The following is a 23,083-nucleotide window of genomic DNA, read 5'->3' as shown; positions in this document are numbered from 1 at the left end:
GGCAATCAGAACACCTTGGTGCCGGCGTCCAGTTGCTGGTCGACCAGCGCTCGACCGTGGGCCAGCGACACATGCTGGGCACGTTCCAGGTCGGAGAAGAACTTCATCGGCATCGACAGGCGCCTGCTGGTATGGCCATCAGGGGCGGTGATCAGGCAACCGGCGGCGTAGGGCAGGGGCGAGTCAGGATGGGGCATCACGCTGGCGGTGATGGTGTGCTTGCGGTATTCACAGTGAAGGGATTGCATGGTTCTTACCTCGCTGTGGCATGGGAAGCGATTACCTTCATATACCACAGCAAGGGGGCGGTGGTTCCCGCCCCCGACGAACGCTTAGCCTGCGAGGTCGGCCGGCTGAATCACTTCGACCCAGTAACCATCCGGGTCCTTGATGAACGCCAGGTGGTTCATGCGCCCATCCTGCAGGCGCTTCTGGAACGGTACACCCAGCGCTTCGAAGCGCGCACAGGCGACGCGTACATCGGGTACCGACACGCAGATGTGACCGAAGCCGCGTGGGTCGGTATTGCCATCGTGATAGGCGAAATCGGCATCGTTCTCGGTGCCGTGGTTGTGGGTGAGCTCCAGCACGCCAGGGATCGATTTCATCCACTGGTGACGGGCGGCGTCATCGGCGGGAATCTGCGCCGGGTCGACCAGGGCCAGGAAGTACAGGCTGAAAGCGGCTTCGGGGAAATCACGCTTGTCTACCACGCGAAAGCCCAGCACACGGGTGTAGAAGTCCAGCGACTTAACGATGTCCTTGACCCGGAGCATGGTGTGGTTGAAGACGAATTGGGCAGTGGCGGCGTCGGGTTGTGCGGTGACACCAGGCAAGGTTTGCAGATCGTGCAGGCTCATGGGAACTCCTGAGGCAGGGCCGGGCACTGGGCGCCGGCAAAACAGACAGGCTGGCCATGATACGTCAGTGCGCCGATTGCGCAAATGAAAGCGCCCTGCACGAGTGCAGGGCGCTGGAATTAGAGGCCCGCATGTGCGGGCGCGTGATGGGGTCGCTAGTCCTTTAGCTGCCTCGATACTGAGCCAGCCCTTGTGAAAAAAGTGTGAAGCACGTGTTGATGTTTCATCAGCGAGCCCAGCTTTCCACCTCGGCGGCGCCATACTGCTCTTTCCAGGCTTTGAGGCCGCGGTGGTTGCCGCCTTTGGTCTCGATCCGCTCGCCGGTCTCGGGGTGTGTGTAAACCTTCACCACCCGCGGGCGACGGTGCTGTTTGGGGGCAGGGCTGGTGGCGCGCGCCCCGGCTTTGGGGTCAAGTATGGCTATGACATCGCGCAGGCTTTTGTCGTAGCTTTTCATCAGGTTGACGAGTTTCTGCTCGAACTCGATTTCGCGTTTTAACCCGGCATCTTTTTTCAACGCTTCCAGTTGCGCCATCTGTTCCTGGAGCGCTTTTTCCGCAGCACGAAACTCTGCAAGTCTGGACACTGTAATCACTCCTGTACGTCGGCTGTGGCGGGGCGTGACGAACATTGGAACGCATGAATACGCCGGCCACGCAGGTGGGTTTTACTGTTCGTTGATAGCGAGTGTAGTCACACATTGGGGCGGGGTAAACTGCTAACTTATTGCAAATAAGCGGGGAACTTTCCTAGTTGCCCATGCGCGATACAGGCGACCCGCCGAAGCGGCCTGGCAGGGCGCTTAGACCATGGTCCAATTGCCCGTGCCAGAGCCATTGCGCGATCATTTCAAAGTATGGCTGGCTGTTGCGCGGTCATGTCTCATTACCGTGGCAAGTCTGTGCCGCCGGTTGTCAACCCGCTTTGAATCTGGATGTTTCCCTGCATGTTTTCCCCCTATCCTCTCGCCCCGGGGCGTCGTGTTGCCGGCCTGTTCCTGTTATGTGCCGGTGCCAACGCCCAGGCTGGCGGTTTTCTTGAAGACAGCAGTGCCAAGGTTGAAGCACGCACTGTCTACTTCAACCGGGATTTCCGTGACGGCCACAGCAGTTCCGGCCAAGGGGCGTCCAAGCGAGAAGAGTGGGCCCAGGGCTTTATCCTCAATGTACAGTCGGGTTACACCGACGGCCCGGTAGGGTTCGGTGTGGATGCGCTGGGCATGTTCGGTGTGAAGTTGGACTCCAGCCCCGCCGACAGTAACAGCGGCTTGCTGCCGTCTTCCGGGCACAACCCGCGGCACTCCGCCGACCAGTATGCAAAGATGGGCCTGGCGGCCAAGGTCAAAGTTTCCAACACGGTGCTCAAGTACGGTTCGATGATGCCGGATGTGCCCCTGCTCAAGTACAACGATGGCCGCCTGCTGCCGACGATGTTCCAGGGCGCCATGCTGACCTCCGAGGAACGCCGCGATCTGAAGTTCACCCTGGCACGCCTGGATCGGTACACCGCAAGGGATTCAACCGACCGCCAAAACATTCGCGTGCATTGCAAGAACAAGCGTTACGCCTGCGACATCGAAGCCGACCACTTCGACCTCGCCGGGGTCGATTACCGGGTCAACGAGCGTTTCGGTGCCCAGTATCAAGTGGCCAGGCTGGAGAACATCTATCGCCAGCAGTATTTCGGCCTGGTGGCCATCCAACCGCTGCCGGTGGGTAGCCTTGCTGCCGACCTGCGGCTGATCAAAAGCGACGACATCGGCAACGCCCGCGCCGGTGCGATCGACCACCGCGCCGTCAGCGGCATGCTCGGCTACAGCCTAGGTGGTCACAAGCTCAGTGCTGGCTGGCAGCGCATGTATGGCGACAGCGCCATGCCCTACCTGGATGGCAGCAACCCGTACCTGGTCAACTATGCACAGGTCAATGATTTTGCCGCCGCCCAGGAGCGCTCCTGGCAAGTGCGCTATGACTATGACTTCAAGGCGTTGGGTGTGCCTGGCCTTACGTTCTTCACCCGGTACATCAACGGTGACCATATCCAGGTGCCAGGCAGCCATGCCGAAGGCAAGGAGTGGGAGCGCGACAGCGAGCTCAAGTATCAAGTGCAAAGTGGCACGTTCAAGGACGTCAGCGTGCGTTTGCGTAATTCCACCTACCGCAGCAACTATGAGCGGTGGGCGCGGGATATGGACGAAACGCGGGTGATCGTCAGCTACAACTTCTCGCTGCTCTGAACGGGTGCTTTGCCAGCGGCCTGGTGGCGCCCGACAATGGCTGCTGAACAGCACCGGAGGGCAGCACAATGAAACAGCTGTTGTTGATCGGCATCGGCCCGGGTGACCCACGCCAGGTCACGTACGAAGCCGTCGACGGGTTGCGCCAGGCCCACGTGTTCTTCGTGCTCGACAAGGGCAGCGTCAAGAACGAGCTGGTGCAGCTGCGCAAGGCCATCCTGCAGCGGTACCGCCCCGAGGGCGGCTATCGGCTGGTTCAGGTCGCCGACCCGCTGCGCGATGGGCAGGCCGACGCGTATGTGCAGGCGGTACAGGACTGGCACGTACAACGTGCAGCGCTGTATGCGCAACTGATCGAACAGGAAATCGGCGACGGCGAAACCGGCGCCTTTCTGCTATGGGGCGAGCCCACGCTCTATGACAGCACCTTGCGCATCCTCGACCTGGTCTGCGAGCGAGTTGGCGCGCTGCACCTGCAGGTCATTCCGGGCATCAGCAGCGTGCAGGCACTGGCGGCGCGCCACCGGGTTGCGCTCAACCGCATTGGCGAACCGCTGACCGTGCTGCCTGGTCGGCGTCTGGCCGGGCAGGGGAGTATCGACAATGTGGTGGTGATGCTCGATGGGCAGTGCGCGTTTGCAGCTATCGATGACCCGGCCTTGACGATTTACTGGGGCGCTTACCTGGGCACGGCTGACGAACAGCTGATCGCCGGGCCGCTGCAGGCGGTGAAGGCACAGATTCTTGAAGTGCGTGCGCGGGAAAGGGCGCGCAAAGGGTGGATCATGGACACCTACCTGTTGCGCAGGGAGGTGTAGCGGGCACCGTTCCTTGGCCCCTGCGCGCCCTGCGCGCCCTGCGCGCTTGGTAAGCGGGTGCCGCCGAATTCAGGCGTTGCCGAGAATCCCCTGCACCTTGTCGCTCAGCTGGTCGATGCTGAACGGCTTGCCGATCATGTGCATGCCCTCCGGTACATCAATGTTTTCGGCGTAGCCACTGGCGAACAGCACCGGCAACAGTGGCCGCAGTTCGCGTGCCTTGCCTGCCAGCGCCTCGCCGCGCATGTCCGGCAGGCCCACATCCGTCATCATCAGCGCCAACGGCTGGTTAGGGTCTTCCAACACCTTGAGCGCCGCGCTGGCATCTTCCGCCTCGATCACCGAGTAGCCCAACTCATCGAGCACTTCGACCATCAGCATACGTACGATGTCGTCGTCTTCGACTACCAAAAGGTGCATGGTTCGGGTCCTGTGCAATTGAATGTCTATGATCTGTGCACAAGGCGACAGCAGAAGTTCCCGAGGATACCGATACTTGCAATCAGATGGAACGATTGGCACACAGCACTTTCAAATACTGGCTAAATGCCCTGCCTGAGCCGCTAAAGCTGGTTAGACTTCGCTTGTCGGCACGGCGCAGCGGCACATAACCATAACGATTGTTCCGCCATTCTTTTCCATGGATTTTCTTGCTCGGGCGTTTTCTCATGATTCAAGCAGCCTCGATGGACCAGCGCAGCTTCCGCAAGCTGTTGAGCCGCAACATCGGCCTTCCTTTGGGGGTGGGCCTGCTGGGTGCCGTGGCGTTCGTCGCGGTGATCAACTACCTGCTTTCGGCCATGCAATGGGTCGAACACACCGACCGGGTCATTGGCAATGCCAACGAAGCGGTGAAGCTGTCGATCGACATGGAAACCGGCATGCGCGGCTTCCTGCTGACGGGTGACGAGCGCTTCCTCGACCCCTATGAGGTGGCCAAGCCGCGCATTCTCAGCAGCTTGCAGGGCCTGAAAGGCATGGTCGAGGACAACCCGCAGCAAGTTGACCGTATCGACCGGCTGATCGCCTTGCAGCAAGCCTGGAATGACTTCGGCAGCGGCATGATCACCCTGCGCCGCAATGACGGCCCCTACCGGGAGCTGATAGGTAACGGCCGCGGCAAGCGCCTGACAGACGAGATTCGCAAGGAATTCGCCGACCTCATTGCCACCGAGCAGCAATTGCGCATGGCACGCAACGAGAAGGTCAGCACCGTCACCGTAACTTCCATTTCGGCGTTCGTGCTGCTGATCGTTGGCCTCAGCGCCTTGCTGGCGTACCTGGGGCGCCGCGATCTGTTGGCGTTGTCCAGCAGTTACGACGACAACCTCAAGGCCCAGCAACGTTCTGCCGAGCGCCTGGAGCACCAGGCCTGGCTGCGCAACGGCCAGACCCAGCTGGCTCAACAAGTGCTTGGGCAGCTGACCCTGAACATGCTCGGGGACAACATTCTGCGGTTCTTTGCCTCTTACCTGGGCAGTGTGGTCGGGGCGTTGTACGTGCGCGACGAGCATGGCCGCCTGGTACGCGTTGCCTGCTATGGTCTGGATGCCGAAGAGCAGGCGCGCGAGCAGGTGCTGGGTGATGGTGAGGGCCTGCTGGCCCAGGCCGTGCGTGAAGGGCGGCTGCTGCGCCTGGACGACCTGCCGCAAGACTACTTCCAGCTCAGCTCCGGCCTGGGCAAGGGCTTGCCGCGCAGTGCACTGCTGATGCCGGCCAGCGACGGCGGGCAGATCAACGGCGTGCTCGAACTGGGCTTCCTGCGGCCGCTGCAGGCGCGTGACGACGAACTGTTGCAGCGCGTGGAGGGCAACCTGGGTATGTCCATCGAAAGCGCCCGTTATCGCCAGCGCTTGCAGGAAGTCCTGGCCGAAACCCAGCAATTGAACGAAGAATTGCAGGTGCAGCAGGAAGAGCTGAAAACCGCCAACGAAGAGCTGGAGGAACAGTCCCGCGTGCTCAAGGAGTCCCAGGCCCACCTGGAAACCCAGCAAGCGGAACTGGAGCAGACCAACGAGCAGTTGTCCGACCGTACCGAAGCGCTGGACCGCAAGAACGAGGAGCTGACCCAGGCCCAGGAAGAGCTGCAGGCGCGCGCCGATGAGCTGCTGCGTTCGAGCAAGTACAAGTCCGAGTTCCTCGCCAACATGTCCCACGAATTGCGCACGCCGCTGAACAGTTCGCTGATTCTGGCCAAGCTGCTGGCCGAGAACGTTGAAGGCAACCTCAGCGGTGAGCAGGTCAAGTTCGCCGAGTCGATCTACTCGGCCGGCAACGACCTGCTCAACCTGATCAACGATATCCTCGACATCGCCAAGGTCGAGGCCGGCAAGCTTGAAGTGCGACCTGAAACCACCCACCTGGACCGCCTGGTCGAAGGCCTGCGCGACATGTTCGAGCCGTTGGCCGGGCAAAAGGGGCTGGCCTTCGAGGTCACCGCCCAGGCTCAGGTGCCCGCCACCCTGTTCACCGACCGCCAGCGACTGGAGCAGATCCTCAAGAACCTGCTGTCCAACGCCATCAAGTTCACCGAGCGCGGCCAGGTCAGCCTGAACATCGGCTACCAGCCAGACAGCGGCATCGTGTTTTCCGTGCGCGATAGCGGCATCGGCATTGCTGCCGACCAGCAGCAGGCAATCTTCGGTGCGTTCCACCAGGTCGATGGCACCAGCAACCGCCGGTATGGCGGGACTGGGCTGGGGCTGTCGATTTCCCGCGACCTTGCCCATTTGCTTGGCGGGCAGATCAGTGTCGAGAGCAGCCCCGGGCAGGGCAGTGTATTCAGCCTGGTATTACCCGAACGCTACGAGAACCTGGAGCAGGAGGTCGAGCCCCTTAGCCTGCGCCCGGCTGTCGATACCCTGCCGCCAGTACCGCAACTCGCCACTGCCCAGGCGCCGAAGCTGCCGCAACTGGCCTTCACCGACGACCGTGACCGGGCGCCTTTCAGTAACCGCTGCATCCTGGTGATCGAAGACGAGCCGAACTTCGCCCGCATTCTCTTCGACCTGGCTCACGAGCTGGGTTACAGCTGCCTGGTGGCGCATGCGGCCGACGAAGGTTTCGAGCTGGCCGCCCGGTTCATACCCGATGCGATCCTGCTGGACATGCGCCTGCCTGACCATTCCGGCCTGACCGTGCTGCAACGCCTGAAAGAACAGGCCAATACCCGGCACATTCCGGTGCATATCATTTCCGTCGAGGACCGTGTCGAGGCCGCCATGCACATGGGGGCAGTGGGCTACGCCGTCAAACCCACCAGCCGCGAAGAGCTCAAGGAAGTTTTCGCGCGCCTGGAGGCCAAGCTGACGCAGAAGCTCAAGCACATTCTGCTGGTGGAAGATGACGACCTGCAGCGCGAAAGCATTGCCCGCCTGATCGGTGACGACGACGTCGAGATCACCGCCGTAGGCATGGCGCAGGAGGCCTTGGCCCTGCTGCGGGAAAACATCTACGACTGCATGATCATCGACCTCAAGCTGCCAGACATGCTCGGCAACGAACTGCTCAAGCGCATGACTGCCGAAGATATCCGCGCCTTCCCGCCGGTGATCGTGTATACCGGCCGCAACCTGACCCGCGAAGAAGAAACCGACCTGCTCAAGTACTCGCGCTCGATCATCATCAAGGGCGCCCGCTCACCCGAGCGGCTGCTCGACGAAGTGACGCTGTTCCTGCACAAGGTCGAGTCGCAGTTGTCCAACGAACGCCAGCGTATGCTGAAAACGGCGCGCAGCCGCGACAAGGTGTTCGAGGGGCGCAAGGTGCTGCTGGTAGATGACGATGTGCGTAATATCTTCGCCCTGACCAGTGCACTGGAGCACAAGGGCGCGATCGTCGAGATCGGCCGTAACGGCCGCGAGGCGATCGAGCGCCTGGAGCAGCATGACGACATCGACCTGGTACTGATGGATGTGATGATGCCGGAGATGGACGGCTTCGAAGCCACCCGGCTGATCCGCCAGCAACCGCGCTGGCGCAAGCTGCCGATCATTGCGGTGACTGCCAAGGCCATGAAAGATGACCAGCACCGTTGCCTGCAGGCCGGTGCCAACGATTACCTGGCCAAACCGATCGACCTGGACCGCCTGTTCTCGCTGATCCGCGTATGGCTGCCGCAACTGGAGCGAATTTGACTAGCGAACGTAACACCGACATCGAGATCCGCTTGCTGATCGAGGCCATCTACCTCAAGTACAGCTATGATTTCCGCAATTATTCCGGCGCTTCGATCAAGCGTCGGATCCTGCATGCGCTGCGCCAGTTCGGTTGCCAGACGGTATCGGCCTTGCAAGAGCGCGTGCTGCACGACCCTGGCATGTTCATGCAGTTGCTGCAGTACCTGACGATACCGGTCAGCGAGATGTTCCGTGACCCGGGCCACTTCCTGGCGCTGCGCAACGAGGTGGTGCCGCTGCTGCGCACCTGGCCATCGATCAAGGTGTGGATCGCTGGCTGCAGCACGGGCGAGGAGGTGTATTCGATGGCCATCCTGCTGCGCGAAGAAGGCCTGCTCGAGCGCACCATCATCTACGCCACCGACATCAACCCGCACTCGCTGGATAAAGCCAAGCAGGGCATCTACTCGATGCAGAACATGCTCGACTACGCCGAGAACTACCGCATCGCCGGTGGCCGCCGGGATTTCGCCGAGTACTACACGGCAGCCTATGGCAACGCGATCATGGACAGCACCCTGCGTGAAAACGTGACCTTCGCCGACCATAGCCTGGCCACCGACAGCGTGTTCTCCGAGACGCAGTTGGTGTCTTGCCGCAATGTGCTGATCTACTTCAACAAGGAGCTGCAGGACCGCGCCCTGGGCCTGTTCCATGAATCGCTGTGCCATCGCGGTTTTCTGGTGCTGGGCAGCAAGGAGTCGGTCGACTTTTCCGCTTACAGCGACGGTTTCGAGCCGCTGGTCAAGCCTGAACGGATCTATCGAAAATCATGAAGGGCGTACAAGCGGTGGTGATCGGCGCCTCGGCCGGCGGGGTGTCCGCGCTGTTCACCGTGCTGGGCGGGTTGCCGTCGGGGTTCGCCATTCCGGTAGTCTGTGTGTTGCACCTGCCTGATCACCGCCACAGCCAACTGGCCGAGGTGCTGCAACGCCGCCTGCTTCGTCCCGTGTGTGAGGCACGTGACAAGCAACCGCTGCGCCCTGGCCAGGTCTACGTGGCCGGGCCGGGCTATCATTTATCGGTAGAACGCGACTTCACCCTGTCGTTGAGCCAGGAACCACCGGTGCATTTTTCCCGGCCGGCCATCGACTACCTGTTCATTTCCGCGGCCGATGCCTACGGTGCCGGCCTGCTTGGCGTGCTGCTCACCGGTGCCAATGAAGACGGTGCCCAGGGGTTGGCTTACATCAAGAACAGCGGCGGCCGGACCATCGTCCAGGACCCTCGCGACGCACAGGTGGCGCTGATGCCCGAGGCCGCCCTGGCCCTCCATCAGCCCGACCATATTCTTACCTTGAGTGGGATCGAGCAGTTGCTCGCCGCCCTGGAACCCAGCGCATGCTAAGCAACACTATCGCCAAACTGCTGATCGTCGACGACCTGCCAGAGAACCTGTTGGCCCTCGATGCCCTGATACAGGGCGAGGACCGTGAGGTGCACCAGGCCCAGTCTGCCGAAGCCGCCTTGTCGCTGTTGCTCGAACACGAGTTCGCGCTGGCCATTCTCGATGTGCAGATGCCGGGCATGAACGGCTTCGAACTGGCCGAACTGATGCGCGGTACGGAAAAAACCCGCCACATCCCTATCGTTTTCGTCACCGCAGCCGGGCGTGAAATGAACTACGCCTTCAAGGGCTACGAAAGTGGCGCCGTGGACTTCCTGCACAAACCGCTGGATACCGCTGCGGTGAAGAGCAAGGTGTCGGTGTTCGTCGACCTTTACCGCCAGCGCAAGGTGCTTGACCGCCAGTTGCAGGCGCTGGAGCGCAGCCGCCAGGAGCAGGAAGTGCTGCTGGGCCAGCTGCAGGCGGCGCGCGGTGAGCTGGAGCATGCGGTGCGCATGCGCGACGATTTCATGTCGATCGTGTCCCACGAGGTGCGTACCCCGCTCAACGGGCTGATCCTGGAAACCCAACTGCGCAAGCTGCACCTGGCGCGGGGCAACCTGGCGGCGTTCAGCGCCGACAAGCTGCAGGCCATGGTCGAGCGCGACGAGCGCCAGATCAACAGCCTGATCCGCCTGATCGAAGACATGCTCGATGTTTCGCGCATTCGTACCGGCAAGCTGTCGCTGCGGCCCAAAGCGTTCGACCTGAGCGAGCTGGTGCAGCGGTTGGTGGAGAATTTCACCGCCCAGGCCACGGCACTGGATACGTTCATCGAGTTGCAGCATTGCCAGCCACTGCAGGGGGAGTGGGACGAATTTCGGATTGAACAAGTACTGGCCAACCTGTTGTCCAATGCCTTGCGTTATGGTGAACGCAAACCGGTGCAGGTAAGGCTGTACGAGCAGGACGGCCTGGCGTGCGTGCAGGTGCAGGACCATGGCATTGGTATCGACATGGCTAACCAGCAACGTATCTTTCAGCAGTTCGAGCGCGTCGCAACCCAGCAAGCTACGGGTGGCCTGGGCTTGGGCCTGTATATTTCCGACCAGATCGTGCAAGCGCATGGCGGACGGATTGTGGTGCAAAGCGAGGTGGGCAAAGGTGCGACCTTCACCCTGCAACTGCCCCTGGCTGCAGTGGAACAACTAAACGACCAGGCGTGGGCAACCTCTGCATAAGCCTGGGGTCTGATGGCCAACTGGAAGAATTTTCAAGGCGTTAACATGAGTGAAGATGCACAAGACGTAGTGCTGGTGGTCGAGGACGAACCAGCGATACGCATGATTCTGCGGGACTACCTGGCGGGCGAGGGCTACCACGTGCTGGTCGCCGAGGACGGTGAACAGGCGTTCGCCATCCTGGCCAGCAAGCCGCACCTGGACCTGATGGTGACCGACTTCCGCCTGCCGGGCGGGATCTCCGGGGTGGAAATCGCCGAGCCGGCGGTGAAGTTGCGGCCCGACCTGAAAGTGATCTTCATCAGCGGCTACCCCGCCGAGATCCTCGAGTCCGGAAGCCCGATCACCCGCAAGGCACCGATCCTGGCCAAGCCGTTCGACCTGGACACCTTGCACGAGCAGATTCAGGCTCTGCTGCGCTGATACCCGTCAAGGCCCTGTCACCAGCGCGCGCTGACGGGCCGGTGCTGATCAACGCAAGGTCCGTTCCAGCCCACCCAGCAACATGCTCTCCATCAACACCAGCGCTTGCGCTTCAGGCAATGCCTGCAGCGCGCCGGGCAACTGGTTCAGCAGCGTTGCAACCACCTGGGCGGTGGCCACCAAGGCTGGCCCCTGCAGCTTCGCCTGCGGCGCGATCAGCCGCAACAGCCCGGCCTCATAACGCCCGCGCAACTGCGTCAGGCGTGCCTGCTGGGCTTCGCTCAGGCAACAGAAATCACGCTCAGCCAAACGAAACTGCAGCGGCCGTTCGGCATGCAACTGCCAATGCGCCGCGATCAGGCAATTCAAGGCTGAAGCGCCGCGCGCCATGGCCCGCCGCCCCTGGTCCAGCAGGGCCTGCAACTCCTCGTACAGTTCCTCGATCAAGTCGAACAGCAGGTCCTGCTTGCTGGGGAAGTGGTGGTACAGCGAGCCGGCCGTCAGCCCGACATGCGCGGCCAATTCGCGCATGCTGACCTGGCCAAAGCCTTTCTCGGCAAACAGCGCCATGGCCTGTTCACGTCGCTCTTCGAAATTGGCACAACGCATCGCGGCATTGATCGGGGGCATGGCGCCTGGGCCTCAGTAGGTGAAGAAGCCGCGGCCGCTCTTGCGCCCCAGCCAGCCGGCCGCCACCATCTCCTTGAGCAGCGGGGCAGGGCGGTACTTGCTGTCGTTGAAGCCCTCATGGAAGGCCTCCATGATCGCCAGCAAGGTGTCCAGGCCGATCAGGTCGGCCAGCGCCAGTGGGCCGATCGGCTGGTTGCAACCAAGGCGCATGCCGGTGTCGATGTCCTCGGCGCTGGCCAGGCCTTCCTGGCGTACGAATATCGCTTCGTTGATCATCGGCACCAGGATGCGATTGACCACGAAGCCTGGCCGGTTGCCAGCAGTGATCGGGGTCTTGCCCAGCTTCTCTGTCACCAGCAGTGCCTGGGCGTAGGTACTGTCGCTGGTCTGCAGGCCACGAATGATCTCGACCAGCGCCATCATCGGCACCGGGTTGAAGAAGTGCACGCCAATGAAGCGCTCGGGGTGCTCGATGCTGGCGGCCAACTGGGTCACCGACAGCGACGAGGTATTGGTCGCGATCAGGCAATCGGCGGCGACGTTGCTTGCCACCTGCTGCAGGATGCGTTGCTTGAGCTGCAGGTTCTCGGTGGCCGCTTCGATCACCATCTGCATCGTGGCCAGCTGGCCGTAGTCGGTGCTGGTGCGGATCCGGGTTTTGGCTGCCGCTGCCTGCTCGGCGGCGAGGGTCCCTTTGCTGACCTGGCGTTCGAGGTTCTTGCCCAGCGTTGCCACCCCGCGCTCCAGGGCAGCGTCGGCCACGTCCACCAGCAGCACCTGGTAGCCTGCCACCGCGCACACTTGGGCGATGCCGTTGCCCATGGTGCCGGCGCCGATCACGGCGATCTGTTCAATGTTCATCTTCCAGTTTCCTCAAACCCGCTCGAAGACCACGGCAATGCCTTGGCCGCCACCGATGCACATGGTGGCCAGGGCGTAGCGCCCCTGAATGCGCTGCAATTCATGGATGGCCTTGGTGGCGATGATCGCGCCGGTGGCACCCACCGGGTGGCCCAGGGAAATGCCCGAACCGTTGGGGTTGACCTTTTCCGGGTCGAAGCCCAGTTCGCGGGCCACCGCGCAAGCCTGGGCGGCGAAGGCTTCGTTGGACTCGATCACATCCAGGTCCTGCACCTTCAGGCCGGTCTTCTCCAGCACCTTGCGGGTGGCGGGGATCGGCCCCAGGCCCATCAACTCGGGTTCCACCCCGGCATGTGCGTAGCCCACCAGCCGGGCCAGTGGCTTGAGGCCCAGGCGCCGCACCGCGTCACCGCTGGCCAGCACCAGGCCAGCGGCGCCGTCGTTGATGCCACTGGCGTTACCGGCAGTCACGGTGCCGTCTTTCTTGAACACCGGCTTCATGCCGGCCAGTTGCTCGGCGGTGACCTCACCGCGCACATGTTCATCGACACTGAACTGCACGCTGCCTTTGCGGGTTTTGAGTTCCAACGGCACGATCTGGCTGGTGAAGCGGCCCTCGGCAATGGCGCGAGCGGCCCGGCGCTGGCTGGTCAGGGCCAGTTCGTCCTGCATTTCGCGGGTAATGCCCTGGCTGGCCGAGACGTTCTCGGCGGTGATGCCCATGTGGAAGTGCTGGAAGGGGTCGTGCAGTACCCCGACGGTGTAGTCGATGCCTTGCAGGTCACCCATGCGCGCGCCCCAGCGTGCCTGTGGCAGCAGGTAAGGGCCGCGGCTCATGGACTCGGCGCCAGCGGCAATGGCCACGTCGGTGTCGCCCAGCAGCAGCCCTTGGGCCGCCGAAACAATGGCCTGCAGGCCCGAGCCACACAGGCGGTTGACATTGAACGCCGGCGTTTCCTTGGGGATGCCGGCGTTCATGGCCGCAACCCGCGCCAAGTAGGCATCACGGGGTTCGGTAGGGATCACCGTGCCCATTACCACATGGCCGATCTGTTCGGCGGCCAGCCCCGAGCGCTCGATGGCGGCGCGGGTGATGGCGCTGGCCAGGTCGGCCAGCGGCAGGTCCTTGAGGGAGCCGCCAAAGCCACCGATGGCTGAACGGACGGCACTGACGACGTAGATTTCTGCGCTGCTCATAGAGGCTCCGATTGCATAGGCATGGCGGGACTGGGCCAGGCTCTGCGAGAATGGCCGGCAAGGTCCCGAAGTGGGTCCGAGTCTAGGCAAAGGCTCTGTCGCAGCCTATGCCGGAACTGTTCAAACAACCTGGCACTTTTTGCCACTCAGCATAGACAGCGAACACCGCCATGCGCGATAGCGATTCGGTCGCCGTGTACTTCCTCAACGCCATGCTGCATGCCCTGCGCGATTGCCCCGCCGAGCGTGACGCGCATTTGCGTGCGGTGGGCATCGACCCGCACCTGCTCGACCAGCCGCAGGCGCGGGTGCCGGCCCGGGCCTTCGCCGAGCTGTGGCTGGCAATGATCCGGCGCCTGGACGATGAGTTCTTCCGCCTCGACAGCCATGGCATGCCGTTGGGCAGTTTCGCCCTGATCTGTCGGGGCCTGATCCTGGAACCCAACCTGGAAAAGGCTCTACGCCAGTGCCTGGCAGGCTTTGGCCTGTTCCTGCACGATCTGCGCGGCAGCCTGACCGTGCGCGGTAGCCGGGCGCTGATCAGCGTGCAGTCGAGCATCGCCGACCCGTTGACCCGGGTATACGCCGAGGAAACCTACCTGGTGCTGATGGTCGGCCTGCTGTGCTGGCTGGGCGGGCGCAGGGTGGCGATTGACCGGACCGAACTGGCAGTGGCCCGCCCAGCCCAGGAGGATGACCTGCTGTTGTGGGGGCCGGACCTGCGCCTGGGCAGCGGGCGTACCGAGGTGGAGTTCGACAGTGCCTGCCTGCGCCAGCCGGTGGTCCAGGACGTGGCGGCGCTGAAAACCTTCCTGCGCAGCGCGCCGCAGGGGCTGGTCATTCGCTTTCGCAACCAGAACGGCCTGGTGGCCGAGGTGTACCGGCATTTACGGGCGCGTGGCTATGGGCAGTGGCCCACGTTGGCGTCGCTGGCACAGCAGCAGGGTATCAGTGCCAGCACCTTCCGCCGGCAGTTGGAGCGCGAGGGGCGCTCCTACCAGCAGATCAAGGACGAGGTACGCCGGGCGATGGCTTTCGAGCGCTTGCGCGAAGGCGTGCTGAGCATTGCCGAGATCGCTGAGCAGGCCGGCTTTCAGGAGCCCAGCGCGTTCCACCGGGCGTTCAAGAAATGGACCGGGCAGAGCCCCGGTAGCTACCGCGCGCGGTTGGCCGGGCGCTGATCTTGGCCAGTGCCGACCCTTGCGCGGGTGCCACCGCGCCAACACTCAGCCCGCCGGCACCATGGCGAAGCCCACCCCGAAGCGGTTCCAGGCATTGATGGTGGCGATGGCCAAGGTCAGGTTGACCACTTCGGCCGGCTCGAAGTGCTGCAGCAGGGCTTCGTATTCGCCCTGCGGCGCACCCCGTTCAGGCAGGCGGGTAAGGCTCTCGAGCCAGGCCAGTGCTGCCCGTTCACGCGGGGTGAAGTACGCGGTTTCCTGCCACACGCACAGTGTTTGCAGGCGTGCCTCGGTCTCACCGGCCTTGCGCGCATCGTTGGCATGCAGGTTGACGCAATAGGCGCAGCCGTTGATCTGCGAGGCGCGCAGGCGCACCAGTTCCAGCAGCGAGTTTTCCAGGCCGCACCTGGCCAGCGCCTGTTCCAGGCCGACCATGGCTTTGTAGGCTTCGGGCGCGTGCTTGGCCCATTCGATACGGTTGTGCATGGCTGTCTCCAATGCGGATGTGGGGGGTGATGGCGCTACTGTAGCGCCGTTGATTGGCCACCCCGATAGCCAATTGCACGCTTGCGCAGGAGGCCAATGTCCATTCAGCTGGCCACTGACAGGCATCCAATCTCTTCATTTCTGCGCAGCCAGCCAAGCCGGGATAATGGTCGATCTCGCACGAAGAGAAACGAATGACCATGAGACCTGCGCTGAACCTGTTGCTGGTGATTTTGTTGGCCCTGAACCTGCGGCCCATCCTGACCAGTATCGGCCCCTTGCTCGAGCCCATGCGCGCCACTACCGGGCTGGGCTACCAGCAGGCCGCCCTGCTGACCGCTTTGCCGGTGCTTTGCATGGGCCTGGTGCCGTTGCTGCAGCCGTGGCTGCGGCGCTGGCTCAGCGAGCACGGCGGTATGCTGGGCGGCCTGGCGGCGATTGCCATGGCTTGCCTGTGGCGCCTGCAACTGGACAGTGCCTGGGCACTGATCGCCAGTGCGGTGGTCGCTGGCCTGGGCGTAGCGGTGGTACAGGGCATGATGCCGGGGCTGGTGAACCGCTGGTTCCCCCGCCGCCTGGCGGCGGCCATGGGCCTGTATTCGGCGGCGCTGATGAGTGGCGGTGGCCTGGCGGCAGTGCTGGGCCCGCACATCAGTGCGCACTTCGGCCACTGGCAGGCCGGCCTGGGCCTGTGGGCGGTGCCGGCCGTGCTGGCGTTGCTGGCCTGGGCCGTGCTGCGGCCACGCCATGGCACAGCGAAGCTGGCAGGGGCATCCGGTGGGCACTGGTTCGGCACGCGCCGGGCCTGGTTGCTGGCCCTGTACTTCGGCTTGATCAATGGCGGTTACACCAGCATGGTGGCGTGGTTGCCGGCCTACCACACCGAGCACGGCGGCAGCGCCCAGGGTGGCGCCGACCTGGTGGGCCTGATGACCATTTTCCAGGTGGCCGGCGCGCTCGGCTTGCCGCTGTTGCTGCGGCGCTATGCTGACCGGCGCCCCGGTTTGTGGCTGGCGCTGGCAATCCAGCTGGTCGGCTTTCTCGGCCTGTTACTGGCCCCCACCGTGGCCCCGGGGCTGTGGGTGGCGCTGATCGGTTTCGGCCTGGGCGCTTGCTTCAGCCAGTGCCTTACGCTGACCCTGGAGCATTTGCAAACGCCAGCCGAGGCGGGCAGCCTGGCGGCATTTGTGCAGGGCATCGGCTTCATCATTACCGGGATCGTGCCCTACATCACCGGTTGGCTGCGGGATGTCAGTGGTGACTTCCAGGCGTCGTGGACACTGTTGACGGTCACCGTGCTGGCCATGCTGTGGGTCACCGCGTTTTTCAACCCGCGCGGTTACTCGGCCGCCATCGCCCGCCCGGCAACCGGCAAGGCGGCAGCGGTCAGTTGAGGTGCTGCAGGGTGTCGCGCACGCGATCCAGTGCGGGGTCGATATCCAGCAGTTCAATGGCACCAAAACCCATCAGCAAGCCCTGCCGCGCAGGCGCTTCGCTGAAGAACGGCGCCAGTGGGTACAGCCCGACCTCGACCTTGCGCGCCAGGTTGGCCAGCAATTCCACGTCGACCCCTGGTCTGGCCAACGCGCTCAGATGAAAGCCGGCGCTGGCCGGAACCGCGCTGAACCATGGGGCCAGGTCGCCCTGCAGGCGCGCCAGAATGCGTTCGCGGCGCGCGCTGTAGACCTCATGGCAACGGCGGATGTGCTTGTGCAGGTGGCCCTCGGCAAGAAAGCGCGCCAAGGCCCACTGCAGCAAGCTCGGGCTGTGCCAGTCACTGAGGTGCTTGGCCACGCAGGCAGCCTGCAGTACGGCAGGCGGCAGCACAGCGTAGCCCAGGCGCAGCTCAGGCAAAAGGGTCTTGGAAAACGTGCCCACGTAGGCCACCAGCCCCTGTCGGTCCAGGCGCTGCAAGGCATCCGCAGCGGGGCCCTGATAGCGAAATTCACAGTCGTAGTCGTCTTCGATGATCAGCGCCCCCAGCTGTGCAGCCCGCGCCATCAGCGCGTGCCGACGCGCCTCGCTCATCGGCATGCCCAGCGGGAACTGGTGAGACGGCGTGACGTAGATCAGCCGGGTGCCGTCGGCGATGTGCTCGACGCACAGGCCTTGGTCGTCGACCGGTACCGACTGCAGCTGCGCGCCCAAGGCCAGGAACAGCTGCCGTGCCGGTGGGTAACCGGGGTCTTCCATGGCCACCTGGCAACCTGGCTCGACCAGCACGCGGGCGATCAGGTCCAGGGCCTGCTGGGCGCCGTTGCACACGAGCAGGTCGGCTGCGCTGCAGTGCACGCCACGGGTGTAGGCGATGTGGTGGGCGATGGCCTGGCGTAGTTCAGGCAAACCCTGGGCCGTAAAATGCCGTTCGGGGTGGCGCTGGCTGCGCCGCAGGGCGTAGTTCAGGCAACTGCGCCACTGGTCGAAGGGGAATTGGGCCTTGCTCGATACGCCGCCGATGAAATCGTAGCGTGACTGGGCCTGCGCCTGGCGTTGGCTGAGCACCGTGGCGCGCGCTTGCCAGCGCTCGAGCGATGCACTGGCGGCCAGGGTGATGGCGGCAGGTTCGCTGCTGCGCAGCGGCTGGCGCGGCGTGACGAATGTGCCACGGCCCACCACACCGCTGAGCAGGTTGTCATAGGTCAGGCGTGAGTAGGCTTCGGCTACCGTCTTGCGCGACACACCCAGTTGTTCGGCCAACAGACGGGTGGGTGGCAGCTGGGTGCCAGCTGCCAGGTGGCCACTGTCGATGCCAGCGCGCAATTGCTGGTAAAGCTGGTCGGTGAGGCCTTTGCGGCCATCCAGGCGAATGTGCAGTTCCATGGAACGGTCCGGAGCGGGGGTGCCCACAGGATAGCGGATTGGCTGCGCCGTGTGCGCCGGGCCGCGAGCCTTGCGCTACGGCTGTCAGAGCCGGGCGGTGCTGATGGTGATGTAGCCTTTGCCCGCCAGCGCAATGCGTATCTGGGTTTCGTCTGTGGCTGCCTTGCGCTTGCGTTTGATGCATACGCCGTCGATTGCCGCAGCGCGCATGTGCTCGGCAATGGCGCGCCCGTTCGGGTCGAAAAGCACCTCGCTGGCCAGCAGCTCGATGCGCTCGATCAGCAAACGGGTCTGTTCGTCTGTAGCGCAGAAGAACATCACCCCCGACAGGTGCGGGTCGTCATCAGGGTTGCTGATGTCATGGGCGAGCATTTCGCGCAGGCTGCTGCGCAGTTCGGCAATGGAGCGTGCGTACGGGTGCATGCGGCGTTTCCCCTGGCTGGTCATGCTGCGCCGATCTTGTTTTCTCAACGCTGAGGCGGCAAGTAAGACGCGTCCGAACATTTTGTAGGGGAATTCTGAGTCTGCCCGAGTGGCAACCCTCTGTGCAGCCTTCACAACGCTGCTGCGCCCGCCTTGGCCACTTGTGCGTCCTGGTCGGGCTTGACCCCCGACACGCCAATGGCACCCACCACCTGGCCCTGCACCTGCAGCGGTACACCGCCCTCCAGGCAGGTCAGCAGTGGTGCGGTGACGAATGCGGTGCGCCCGCGATTGACCATGTCTTCGTAGTCCCGGGTTTCCTTGCGCCCCAGCGCCGAGGTGCGGGCCTTTTCCATGGCAATGTAGGCACTGGCTGGCGCACAGCCATCCAGGCGGTGCAGGGCCAGGGGGTGCCCGCCGTCGTCGACCACCACGATGGTCACAAGCCACTGTTCGGCCAAGGCATGCTGGCGCGCAGCCTCAAGTACACGGGTAACCTCGGCCAGGCCGATCACGGGTTTGCTATGCATGGGCGTTCTCCGGTCGCAAGGCGGCTTCGACGATTTCCACCCAGTGCCTGACGGGGGTGCGCCCTGCACCGGCGAGGTGGGTCTGGCAGCCGATGTTGGCCGTAGCGATGATGTGCGGCTTGCCGCTTTCCAGCGCGTTCAGGCGGTTGTCGCGCAGTTGCAGGGCCAGGTCCGGCTGGGTCAGCGAATAGGTGCCCGCCGACCCGCAACACAGGTGGCCATCGGGCACGGCGGTCAGGGTGAAGCCCAGGCGGGTCAGCAAAGCCTCCACCGCCCCGCCCAGTTTCAGGGCATGTTGCAGTGTGCACGGGCAGTGAAAGGCCAGGCGCTGTTCAGCGCACAGGCCCAACTGCTCGACGGGCTCTGCAGCCAGCACCTCCACCAGGTCGCGGGCCAGCGCGCTGACGCGCGCCGCCTTGGCTGCGTACTGGCGGTCCTTTGCCAGCAGATGGCCGTAGTCGCGCACGAACGCGCCGCAGCCACTGGCCGTTTGCACGATGGCTTCGGCACCCGCCTCGATGGCGGGCCACCAGGCGTCTATGTTGCGCCTTGCACGCTGCAGGCCCTGCGCCTGGGCGTTGAGGTGATAGTCCACGGCGCCACAGCAGCCTGCCTGGCGGATCGGCTGCACACTGATCCCCAGCCGGTCGAGCAGGCGCGTGGCAGCGGCGTTGGTATTGGGCGAGAACGCCGCCTGCACGCAGCCTTCGAGCATCAGCAACCGGCGGGCATGGCGCGGCGCCGGGCGCTCGCCGGGCGGTGTCGCCGATGCCGGCAGCTTGCCCTTGAGCGTGGCCGGTAGCAGCGCTCGCAGGGCCTGGCCGCTGCGGGTCAGCGCCTTGAACAGTGCCGGGCGTGGTACCACTGCGCGCAGACCCTGGCGCAGCAGGCGCTGGCCGAGTGGTCGCGGCACCTGCTGCTCGGCCACGGCGCGGCCAATGTCCAGCAGGTCGTGGTAGCGCACCCCGGACGGGCAGGTGGACTCGCAGTTACGGCAGCTCAGGCAACGGTCCAGGTGCAGTTGGGTGCTGGCGCTGACCGGCTCGCCTTCGAGCATCTGCTTGATGAGGTAAATGCGGCCGCGCGGGCCATCCAGTTCGTCACCCAGCAACTGGTAGGTGGGGCAGGTGGCGGTGCAGAAACCACAGTGCACACAGGCGCGCAGGATACTTTCGGCTTCGTCGGCACGGGGCAGGCGGCGGGCGCTTTCGCTGAGGTTGGTTTGCATGGTCTGGCCTCACAGGTCCGGGTACAGGCGGCCGGGGTTGAATACCCCCTGGGGGTCGAGCTGTTGCTTGAGCGCCTGGTGGTAGCGCATCAGCGCAGCGGGCAGTGGCGGGCTGCTGGCCGCACCGGGGGTGTAGGCGGTCGCGTGGCCGCCCACCCTGGCAACCGCCTCGCGAATGCTGTGCGCCTCTGCGTCAGACTTGAGCCAGCGCTGGGCCCCGCCCCAGTCGATCAATTGCTCGCCGGGCAATGCCAGCTCGCCGCAGGCAATGGGTACGGATAACCGCCATAGCGGGGCGGGGCCGTTGAAAAAGGCCATGCGCTGTTCGCGCAGGTCGTTCCAGAACCGGCTGTCCAGCGCCTCACCGCCCAGCCGCAGGCGCGCCGATTGCACCGAACCCTCGCCGCCTTCCAGGCGCAGGTACAGGGCATCGCCGTGGTGGCAGGCGGCGCTGATCGGCAGCGGCTGCTGGCCCCATTCGGCCAGTTCGGCCAACGCCTCGTGGCGGCCCATCGGCAGCCGCAGGCTCAGGCACTGGCGCGGGCGTGGCAGCACCTTCAGCGACACCTCGGTCAACAAGCCCAGGCAACCGAAGCTGCCCGCCATCAGGCGCGACACATCGTAGCCAGCGACATTCTTCATGACCTCGCCGCCAAAGCGCAGCAGCTTGCCGTGGCCGGTAACCACGCGTGTACCCAGTACGTAATCGCGCACCGACCCCGCCCAGGGCCGCCTGGGGCCGGACAACCCGGCCGCGACCATGCCACCCAACGTCGCATCAGGCCCCAGGTGGGGCGGTTCGCACGGCAGCATCTGGCCAGCCTGGTGCAGCGCTGCCTCGATTTCGCGCAGCGGCGTGCCAGCGCGGGCGGTCAGCACCAGTTCGGTCGGGTCGTAGCTGACGATGCCCCGGTGGCGGCGGGTGTCCAGCACCTCAGCCACCACCGGGTTGCCGAGCATGGCCTTGCTGCCGCTACCCTGAATGCGCAGTGCCGTCCCTTGGTTCAGCGCCTGGTTCACCTGTTCGAGCAGGGCCTGGCTGTCGTCGTGGTCCATGCTCATCAGAAGCGCTCCAGCTCGGGAAAAGGCAGTTGCCCGTGGTGCACGTGCAACGCGCCGAATTCGGCACAGCGGTGCAAGGTGGGGATGTTCTTGCCGGGGTTGAGCAGGCCTTGTGGGTCGAACGCAGCCTTGACCGCATGGAACAAGGTGATTTCGTCGCTGTTGAACTGTGCGCACATCTGGTTGATCTTTTCCCGGCCGACCCCGTGTTCACCCGTGATGCTGCCGCCCACGGCCACGCACAGTTCGAGAATCTTGCCGCCGATAGCCTCGGCGCGCTCCAGTTCACCCGGCAGGTTGGCATCGAACAGGATCAGCGGGTGCATGTTGCCGTCGCCGGCATGGAACACATTGGCCACGCGCAGGCCGTATTCGCTGGACAAGTCGCTGATGCCTTTCAGCACGCGCGGCAGCTCGCGGCGTGGGATGGTGCCGTCCATGCAGTAGTAGTCGGGTGAAATGCGCCCCACGGCCGGGAAGGCGTTCTTGCGCCCGGCCCAGAAACGCACCCGCTCGGCCTCGTCGCAGGCCAGCCGCACGTCGCGGGCGCCGGCTTGCGCCAGCACGGCCGCGACCCGTTCGCAGTCAGCGTGCACATCGGCCTCGACACCGTCCAGCTCGCACAGCAGGATGGCTGCCGCCTCCACCGGGTAGCCCGCGTGGATGAAGTCCTCGGCGGCGCGGATCGCCAGGTTGTCCATCATCTCCAGGCCGCCGGGAATGATCCCGGCAGCAATGATCTGGGCCACGGCGCGGCCGGCGTCCTCGACACTGTCGAAGCTGGCCAGCAACACCCGTGCGACTTGCGGCTTGGGCAGCAGCTTGACGGTCACTTCGGTGACGATGCCGAGCATGCCTTCGGAGCCGGTGAACAACGCCAGCAGGTCGAAGCCAGGGCAGTCGAGGGCATCGCTGCCAAGGGTCAGGCGTTCACCCTCGACGGTGAGTATTTCGACCTTGAGCAGGTTGTGCACGGTCAGGCCGTACTTCAAACAGTGCACGCCGCCGGCGTTTTCAGCCACGTTGCCGCCGATGGAGCAGGCTATTTGCGAAGAGGGGTCAGGTGCGTAGTACAGGCCATGGGGGGCTGCGGCCTGGGAAATGGCCAGGTTGCGTACCCCGGGCTGCACCCGGGCGAAGCGACCCTGCGGGTTGACCTCCAGGATGCGGTTGAAGCGCGCCATGACCAGCAGAATGCCCTTGGCCAGTGGCAGGGCGCCACCGGACAGGCCGGTACCGGCGCCACGCGCCACTACCGGTACGCCGCGTTGATGGCACAGCTTGAGCAGCGCCTGCACCTGTTCCAGGCGTTCGGGCAGCACGACCAGCAACGGTACGGTGCGGTAGGCCGACAGGCCGTCGCACTCGTAGGGCTTGAGGTCTTCTTCACGGTGCAAAACGTGCAGGTCGGGCAGGGCAGCCTGCAATGCCTGCAACAGCCCCTCGCGGTCACTGCTGGGCAGCGCACCATCGACGCGTTCGTCGTAGAGAATGGTCATTGGCTCACTCGGCAACGGTTTTTATTGTTGTTGGCAAAGCGGTCACGCTTGCAGCCTGCGCGCGGTGCTAGTCTGGGTCGAGT

The 23,083-nt window shown here is 64.1% G+C and carries 24 protein-coding genes; 9 read left to right on the top strand and 15 right to left on the bottom strand.

What is annotated here, in order from left to right; translation table 11 throughout:
* Nucleotides 1-5: 5 nt before the first annotated feature.
* From L1P09_RS14695 to L1P09_RS14685, 3 genes are all read right to left on the bottom strand, one after another.
* A complete protein-coding gene (locus tag L1P09_RS14695; RefSeq protein ID WP_009686469.1) occupies nucleotides 6-248 on the bottom strand; it encodes a hypothetical protein in 243 nt (80 codons plus the stop codon).
* Between the two features lie 84 nt (nucleotides 249-332).
* Complete coding sequence (gene gloA / locus L1P09_RS14690; RefSeq protein WP_054905063.1) at nucleotides 333-860, bottom strand: lactoylglutathione lyase; 528 nt, start codon at nucleotides 858-860, stop codon at nucleotides 333-335.
* A 226-nt stretch (nucleotides 861-1,086) separates the two neighbouring features.
* Nucleotides 1,087-1,446, bottom strand: coding sequence for a histone-like nucleoid-structuring protein, MvaT/MvaU family (locus L1P09_RS14685; protein ID WP_054905064.1), 360 nt, complete (start codon nucleotides 1,444-1,446; stop codon nucleotides 1,087-1,089).
* 360 nt (nucleotides 1,447-1,806) lie between these two features.
* On the opposite strand from L1P09_RS14685, the gene L1P09_RS14680 reads away from it, so the two are divergent.
* Complete coding sequence (locus tag L1P09_RS14680; protein WP_232892152.1) at nucleotides 1,807-3,096, top strand: OprD family porin; 1,290 nt, start codon at nucleotides 1,807-1,809, stop codon at nucleotides 3,094-3,096.
* 68 nt (nucleotides 3,097-3,164) lie between these two features.
* Complete coding sequence (gene cobF / locus L1P09_RS14675; protein ID WP_054905066.1) at nucleotides 3,165-3,914, top strand: precorrin-6A synthase (deacetylating); 750 nt, start codon at nucleotides 3,165-3,167, stop codon at nucleotides 3,912-3,914.
* A gap of 69 nt (nucleotides 3,915-3,983) precedes the next feature.
* Here the strand turns inward: cobF and L1P09_RS14670 are convergent, their stop codons facing one another.
* Together L1P09_RS14670 and L1P09_RS14665 are read right to left on the bottom strand one after the other, a co-directional pair.
* Nucleotides 3,984-4,334, bottom strand: coding sequence for a response regulator (locus tag L1P09_RS14670; RefSeq protein ID WP_054905067.1), 351 nt, complete (start codon nucleotides 4,332-4,334; stop codon nucleotides 3,984-3,986).
* A gap of 82 nt (nucleotides 4,335-4,416) precedes the next feature.
* A complete protein-coding gene (locus L1P09_RS14665) occupies nucleotides 4,417-4,584 on the bottom strand; it encodes a hypothetical protein (RefSeq protein WP_154211004.1) in 168 nt (55 codons plus the stop codon).
* Between L1P09_RS14665 and L1P09_RS14660 the strand changes: the two genes are divergently transcribed.
* The 5 genes from L1P09_RS14660 to L1P09_RS14640 are packed head-to-tail and all read left to right on the top strand — an operon-like array spanning nucleotide 4,583 to nucleotide 11,083.
* Nucleotides 4,583-8,050, top strand: coding sequence for a response regulator (locus tag L1P09_RS14660; RefSeq protein ID WP_054905068.1), 3,468 nt, complete (start codon nucleotides 4,583-4,585; stop codon nucleotides 8,048-8,050). The two genes, L1P09_RS14665 and L1P09_RS14660, sit on opposite strands and share 2 nt — an antisense overlap.
* Complete coding sequence (locus L1P09_RS14655) at nucleotides 8,047-8,868, top strand: CheR family methyltransferase (protein WP_054905069.1); 822 nt, start codon at nucleotides 8,047-8,049, stop codon at nucleotides 8,866-8,868. Before L1P09_RS14660 ends, L1P09_RS14655 begins: the two co-directional genes overlap by 4 nt.
* Nucleotides 8,865-9,440 carry a chemotaxis protein CheB gene (locus tag L1P09_RS14650; RefSeq protein ID WP_154211005.1) on the top strand — a complete coding sequence of 192 codons (576 nt, stop codon included), beginning with the start codon at nucleotides 8,865-8,867 and terminating at the stop codon, nucleotides 9,438-9,440. The genes L1P09_RS14655 and L1P09_RS14650 overlap by 4 nt, the downstream gene beginning before the upstream one ends.
* Complete coding sequence (locus L1P09_RS14645; RefSeq protein WP_054905071.1) at nucleotides 9,434-10,660, top strand: hybrid sensor histidine kinase/response regulator; 1,227 nt, start codon at nucleotides 9,434-9,436, stop codon at nucleotides 10,658-10,660. The genes L1P09_RS14650 and L1P09_RS14645 overlap by 7 nt, the downstream gene beginning before the upstream one ends.
* Nucleotides 10,661-10,705: 45 nt before the next feature.
* Nucleotides 10,706-11,083: a response regulator gene (locus tag L1P09_RS14640; RefSeq protein WP_009686481.1), complete on the top strand. Its 378-nt coding sequence runs from the start codon at nucleotides 10,706-10,708 to the stop codon at nucleotides 11,081-11,083.
* Nucleotides 11,084-11,131: 48 nt separating this feature from the next.
* Here the strand turns inward: L1P09_RS14640 and L1P09_RS14635 are convergent, their stop codons facing one another.
* The 3 genes from L1P09_RS14635 to L1P09_RS14625 are packed head-to-tail and all read right to left on the bottom strand — an operon-like array spanning nucleotide 11,132 to nucleotide 13,771.
* Nucleotides 11,132-11,713, bottom strand: a complete 582-nt coding sequence (locus L1P09_RS14635; RefSeq protein WP_110678489.1) for a TetR/AcrR family transcriptional regulator — start codon at nucleotides 11,711-11,713, stop codon at nucleotides 11,132-11,134.
* A gap of 12 nt (nucleotides 11,714-11,725) precedes the next feature.
* Nucleotides 11,726-12,574: a 3-hydroxybutyryl-CoA dehydrogenase gene (locus L1P09_RS14630; protein ID WP_054905073.1), complete on the bottom strand. Its 849-nt coding sequence runs from the start codon at nucleotides 12,572-12,574 to the stop codon at nucleotides 11,726-11,728.
* Between the two features lie 12 nt (nucleotides 12,575-12,586).
* The gene (locus tag L1P09_RS14625; RefSeq protein ID WP_029887040.1) at nucleotides 12,587-13,771 is read right to left on the bottom strand and encodes an acetyl-CoA C-acyltransferase family protein; all 1,185 of its coding nucleotides are present in this window, start codon (nucleotides 13,769-13,771) and stop codon (nucleotides 12,587-12,589) included.
* A 170-nt stretch (nucleotides 13,772-13,941) separates the two neighbouring features.
* Here L1P09_RS14625 and L1P09_RS14620 point away from each other — a divergent pair, with 170 nt between their 5' ends.
* Nucleotides 13,942-14,952, top strand: coding sequence for an AraC family transcriptional regulator (locus L1P09_RS14620; protein WP_054905074.1), 1,011 nt, complete (start codon nucleotides 13,942-13,944; stop codon nucleotides 14,950-14,952).
* Nucleotides 14,953-14,997: 45 nt separating this feature from the next.
* Here L1P09_RS14620 and L1P09_RS14615 read toward each other — a convergent pair whose 3' ends face one another.
* Nucleotides 14,998-15,438: a carboxymuconolactone decarboxylase family protein gene (locus L1P09_RS14615; RefSeq protein ID WP_029887041.1), complete on the bottom strand. Its 441-nt coding sequence runs from the start codon at nucleotides 15,436-15,438 to the stop codon at nucleotides 14,998-15,000.
* A 200-nt stretch (nucleotides 15,439-15,638) separates the two neighbouring features.
* Between L1P09_RS14615 and L1P09_RS14610 the strand changes: the two genes are divergently transcribed.
* Nucleotides 15,639-16,832 carry a CynX/NimT family MFS transporter gene (locus L1P09_RS14610; protein ID WP_232892162.1) on the top strand — a complete coding sequence of 398 codons (1,194 nt, stop codon included), beginning with the start codon at nucleotides 15,639-15,641 and terminating at the stop codon, nucleotides 16,830-16,832.
* Here L1P09_RS14610 and pdxR read toward each other — a convergent pair.
* The 6 genes from pdxR to glcD form a co-directional block, all read right to left on the bottom strand.
* Entirely contained in the window at nucleotides 16,825-18,258 is a 1,434-nt protein-coding gene (gene pdxR, locus L1P09_RS14605; RefSeq protein ID WP_235767784.1) for a MocR-like pyridoxine biosynthesis transcription factor PdxR, read from the bottom strand. The genes L1P09_RS14610 and pdxR overlap by 8 nt on opposite strands.
* An 84-nt stretch (nucleotides 18,259-18,342) precedes the next feature.
* On the bottom strand, nucleotides 18,343-18,681 hold the full coding sequence (locus L1P09_RS14600) for a hypothetical protein (protein ID WP_054905082.1): 339 nt from the start codon (nucleotides 18,679-18,681) through the stop codon (nucleotides 18,343-18,345).
* 131 nt (nucleotides 18,682-18,812) lie between these two features.
* Nucleotides 18,813-19,211, bottom strand: coding sequence for a heme-binding protein (locus L1P09_RS14595; protein ID WP_232892149.1), 399 nt, complete (start codon nucleotides 19,209-19,211; stop codon nucleotides 18,813-18,815).
* On the bottom strand, nucleotides 19,204-20,439 hold the full coding sequence (gene glcF / locus L1P09_RS14590) for a glycolate oxidase subunit GlcF (RefSeq protein ID WP_232892148.1): 1,236 nt from the start codon (nucleotides 20,437-20,439) through the stop codon (nucleotides 19,204-19,206). The genes L1P09_RS14595 and glcF overlap by 8 nt, the downstream gene beginning before the upstream one ends.
* A gap of 9 nt (nucleotides 20,440-20,448) precedes the next feature.
* A complete protein-coding gene (glcE, locus tag L1P09_RS14585) occupies nucleotides 20,449-21,501 on the bottom strand; it encodes a glycolate oxidase subunit GlcE (RefSeq protein ID WP_054905078.1) in 1,053 nt (350 codons plus the stop codon).
* Nucleotides 21,501-23,000, bottom strand: coding sequence for a glycolate oxidase subunit GlcD (gene glcD / locus L1P09_RS14580; RefSeq protein ID WP_154211006.1), 1,500 nt, complete (start codon nucleotides 22,998-23,000; stop codon nucleotides 21,501-21,503). The genes glcE and glcD overlap by 1 nt, the downstream gene beginning before the upstream one ends.
* Nucleotides 23,001-23,083 lie beyond the last annotated feature (83 nt).

It is taken from the genome of Pseudomonas juntendi (assembly GCF_021560075.1).
Lineage (GTDB): Bacteria > Pseudomonadota > Gammaproteobacteria > Pseudomonadales > Pseudomonadaceae > Aquipseudomonas > Aquipseudomonas juntendi.
This window is presented reverse-complemented; position numbering and strand designations above follow the sequence as displayed.

Bases quoted from the DNA above. Each gene is read 5' to 3' on its own strand.
- glcD (WP_154211006.1), bottom strand. From the start codon at position 23,000: ATGACCATTCTCTACGACGAACGCGTCGATGGTGCGCTGCCCAGCAGT.
- L1P09_RS14600 (WP_054905082.1), bottom strand. From the start codon at position 18,681: ATGCACCCGTACGCACGCTCCATTGCCGAACTGCGCAGCAGCCTGCGC.
- cobF (WP_054905066.1), top strand. From the start codon at position 3,165: ATGAAACAGCTGTTGTTGATCGGCATCGGCCCGGGTGACCCACGCCAG.
- L1P09_RS14670 (WP_054905067.1), bottom strand. From the start codon at position 4,334: ATGCACCTTTTGGTAGTCGAAGACGACGACATCGTACGTATGCTGATG.
- L1P09_RS14680 (WP_232892152.1), top strand. From the start codon at position 1,807: ATGTTTTCCCCCTATCCTCTCGCCCCGGGGCGTCGTGTTGCCGGCCTG.
- L1P09_RS14615 (WP_029887041.1), bottom strand. From the start codon at position 15,438: ATGCACAACCGTATCGAATGGGCCAAGCACGCGCCCGAAGCCTACAAA.
- L1P09_RS14625 (WP_029887040.1), bottom strand. From the start codon at position 13,771: ATGAGCAGCGCAGAAATCTACGTCGTCAGTGCCGTCCGTTCAGCCATC.
- L1P09_RS14660 (WP_054905068.1), top strand. From the start codon at position 4,583: ATGATTCAAGCAGCCTCGATGGACCAGCGCAGCTTCCGCAAGCTGTTG.
- L1P09_RS14630 (WP_054905073.1), bottom strand. From the start codon at position 12,574: ATGAACATTGAACAGATCGCCGTGATCGGCGCCGGCACCATGGGCAAC.
- glcF (WP_232892148.1), bottom strand. From the start codon at position 20,439: ATGCAAACCAACCTCAGCGAAAGCGCCCGCCGCCTGCCCCGTGCCGAC.
- L1P09_RS14640 (WP_009686481.1), top strand. From the start codon at position 10,706: ATGAGTGAAGATGCACAAGACGTAGTGCTGGTGGTCGAGGACGAACCA.
- L1P09_RS14695 (WP_009686469.1), bottom strand. From the start codon at position 248: ATGCAATCCCTTCACTGTGAATACCGCAAGCACACCATCACCGCCAGC.
- L1P09_RS14645 (WP_054905071.1), top strand. From the start codon at position 9,434: ATGCTAAGCAACACTATCGCCAAACTGCTGATCGTCGACGACCTGCCA.
- glcE (WP_054905078.1), bottom strand. From the start codon at position 21,501: ATGAGCATGGACCACGACGACAGCCAGGCCCTGCTCGAACAGGTGAAC.
- gloA (WP_054905063.1), bottom strand. From the start codon at position 860: ATGAGCCTGCACGATCTGCAAACCTTGCCTGGTGTCACCGCACAACCC.
- L1P09_RS14610 (WP_232892162.1), top strand. From the start codon at position 15,639: ATGAGACCTGCGCTGAACCTGTTGCTGGTGATTTTGTTGGCCCTGAAC.
- L1P09_RS14595 (WP_232892149.1), bottom strand. From the start codon at position 19,211: ATGCATAGCAAACCCGTGATCGGCCTGGCCGAGGTTACCCGTGTACTT.
- L1P09_RS14635 (WP_110678489.1), bottom strand. From the start codon at position 11,713: ATGCCCCCGATCAATGCCGCGATGCGTTGTGCCAATTTCGAAGAGCGA.
- pdxR (WP_235767784.1), bottom strand. From the start codon at position 18,258: ATGGAACTGCACATTCGCCTGGATGGCCGCAAAGGCCTCACCGACCAG.
- L1P09_RS14650 (WP_154211005.1), top strand. From the start codon at position 8,865: ATGAAGGGCGTACAAGCGGTGGTGATCGGCGCCTCGGCCGGCGGGGTG.
- L1P09_RS14665 (WP_154211004.1), bottom strand. From the start codon at position 4,584: ATGAGAAAACGCCCGAGCAAGAAAATCCATGGAAAAGAATGGCGGAAC.
- L1P09_RS14620 (WP_054905074.1), top strand. From the start codon at position 13,942: ATGCGCGATAGCGATTCGGTCGCCGTGTACTTCCTCAACGCCATGCTG.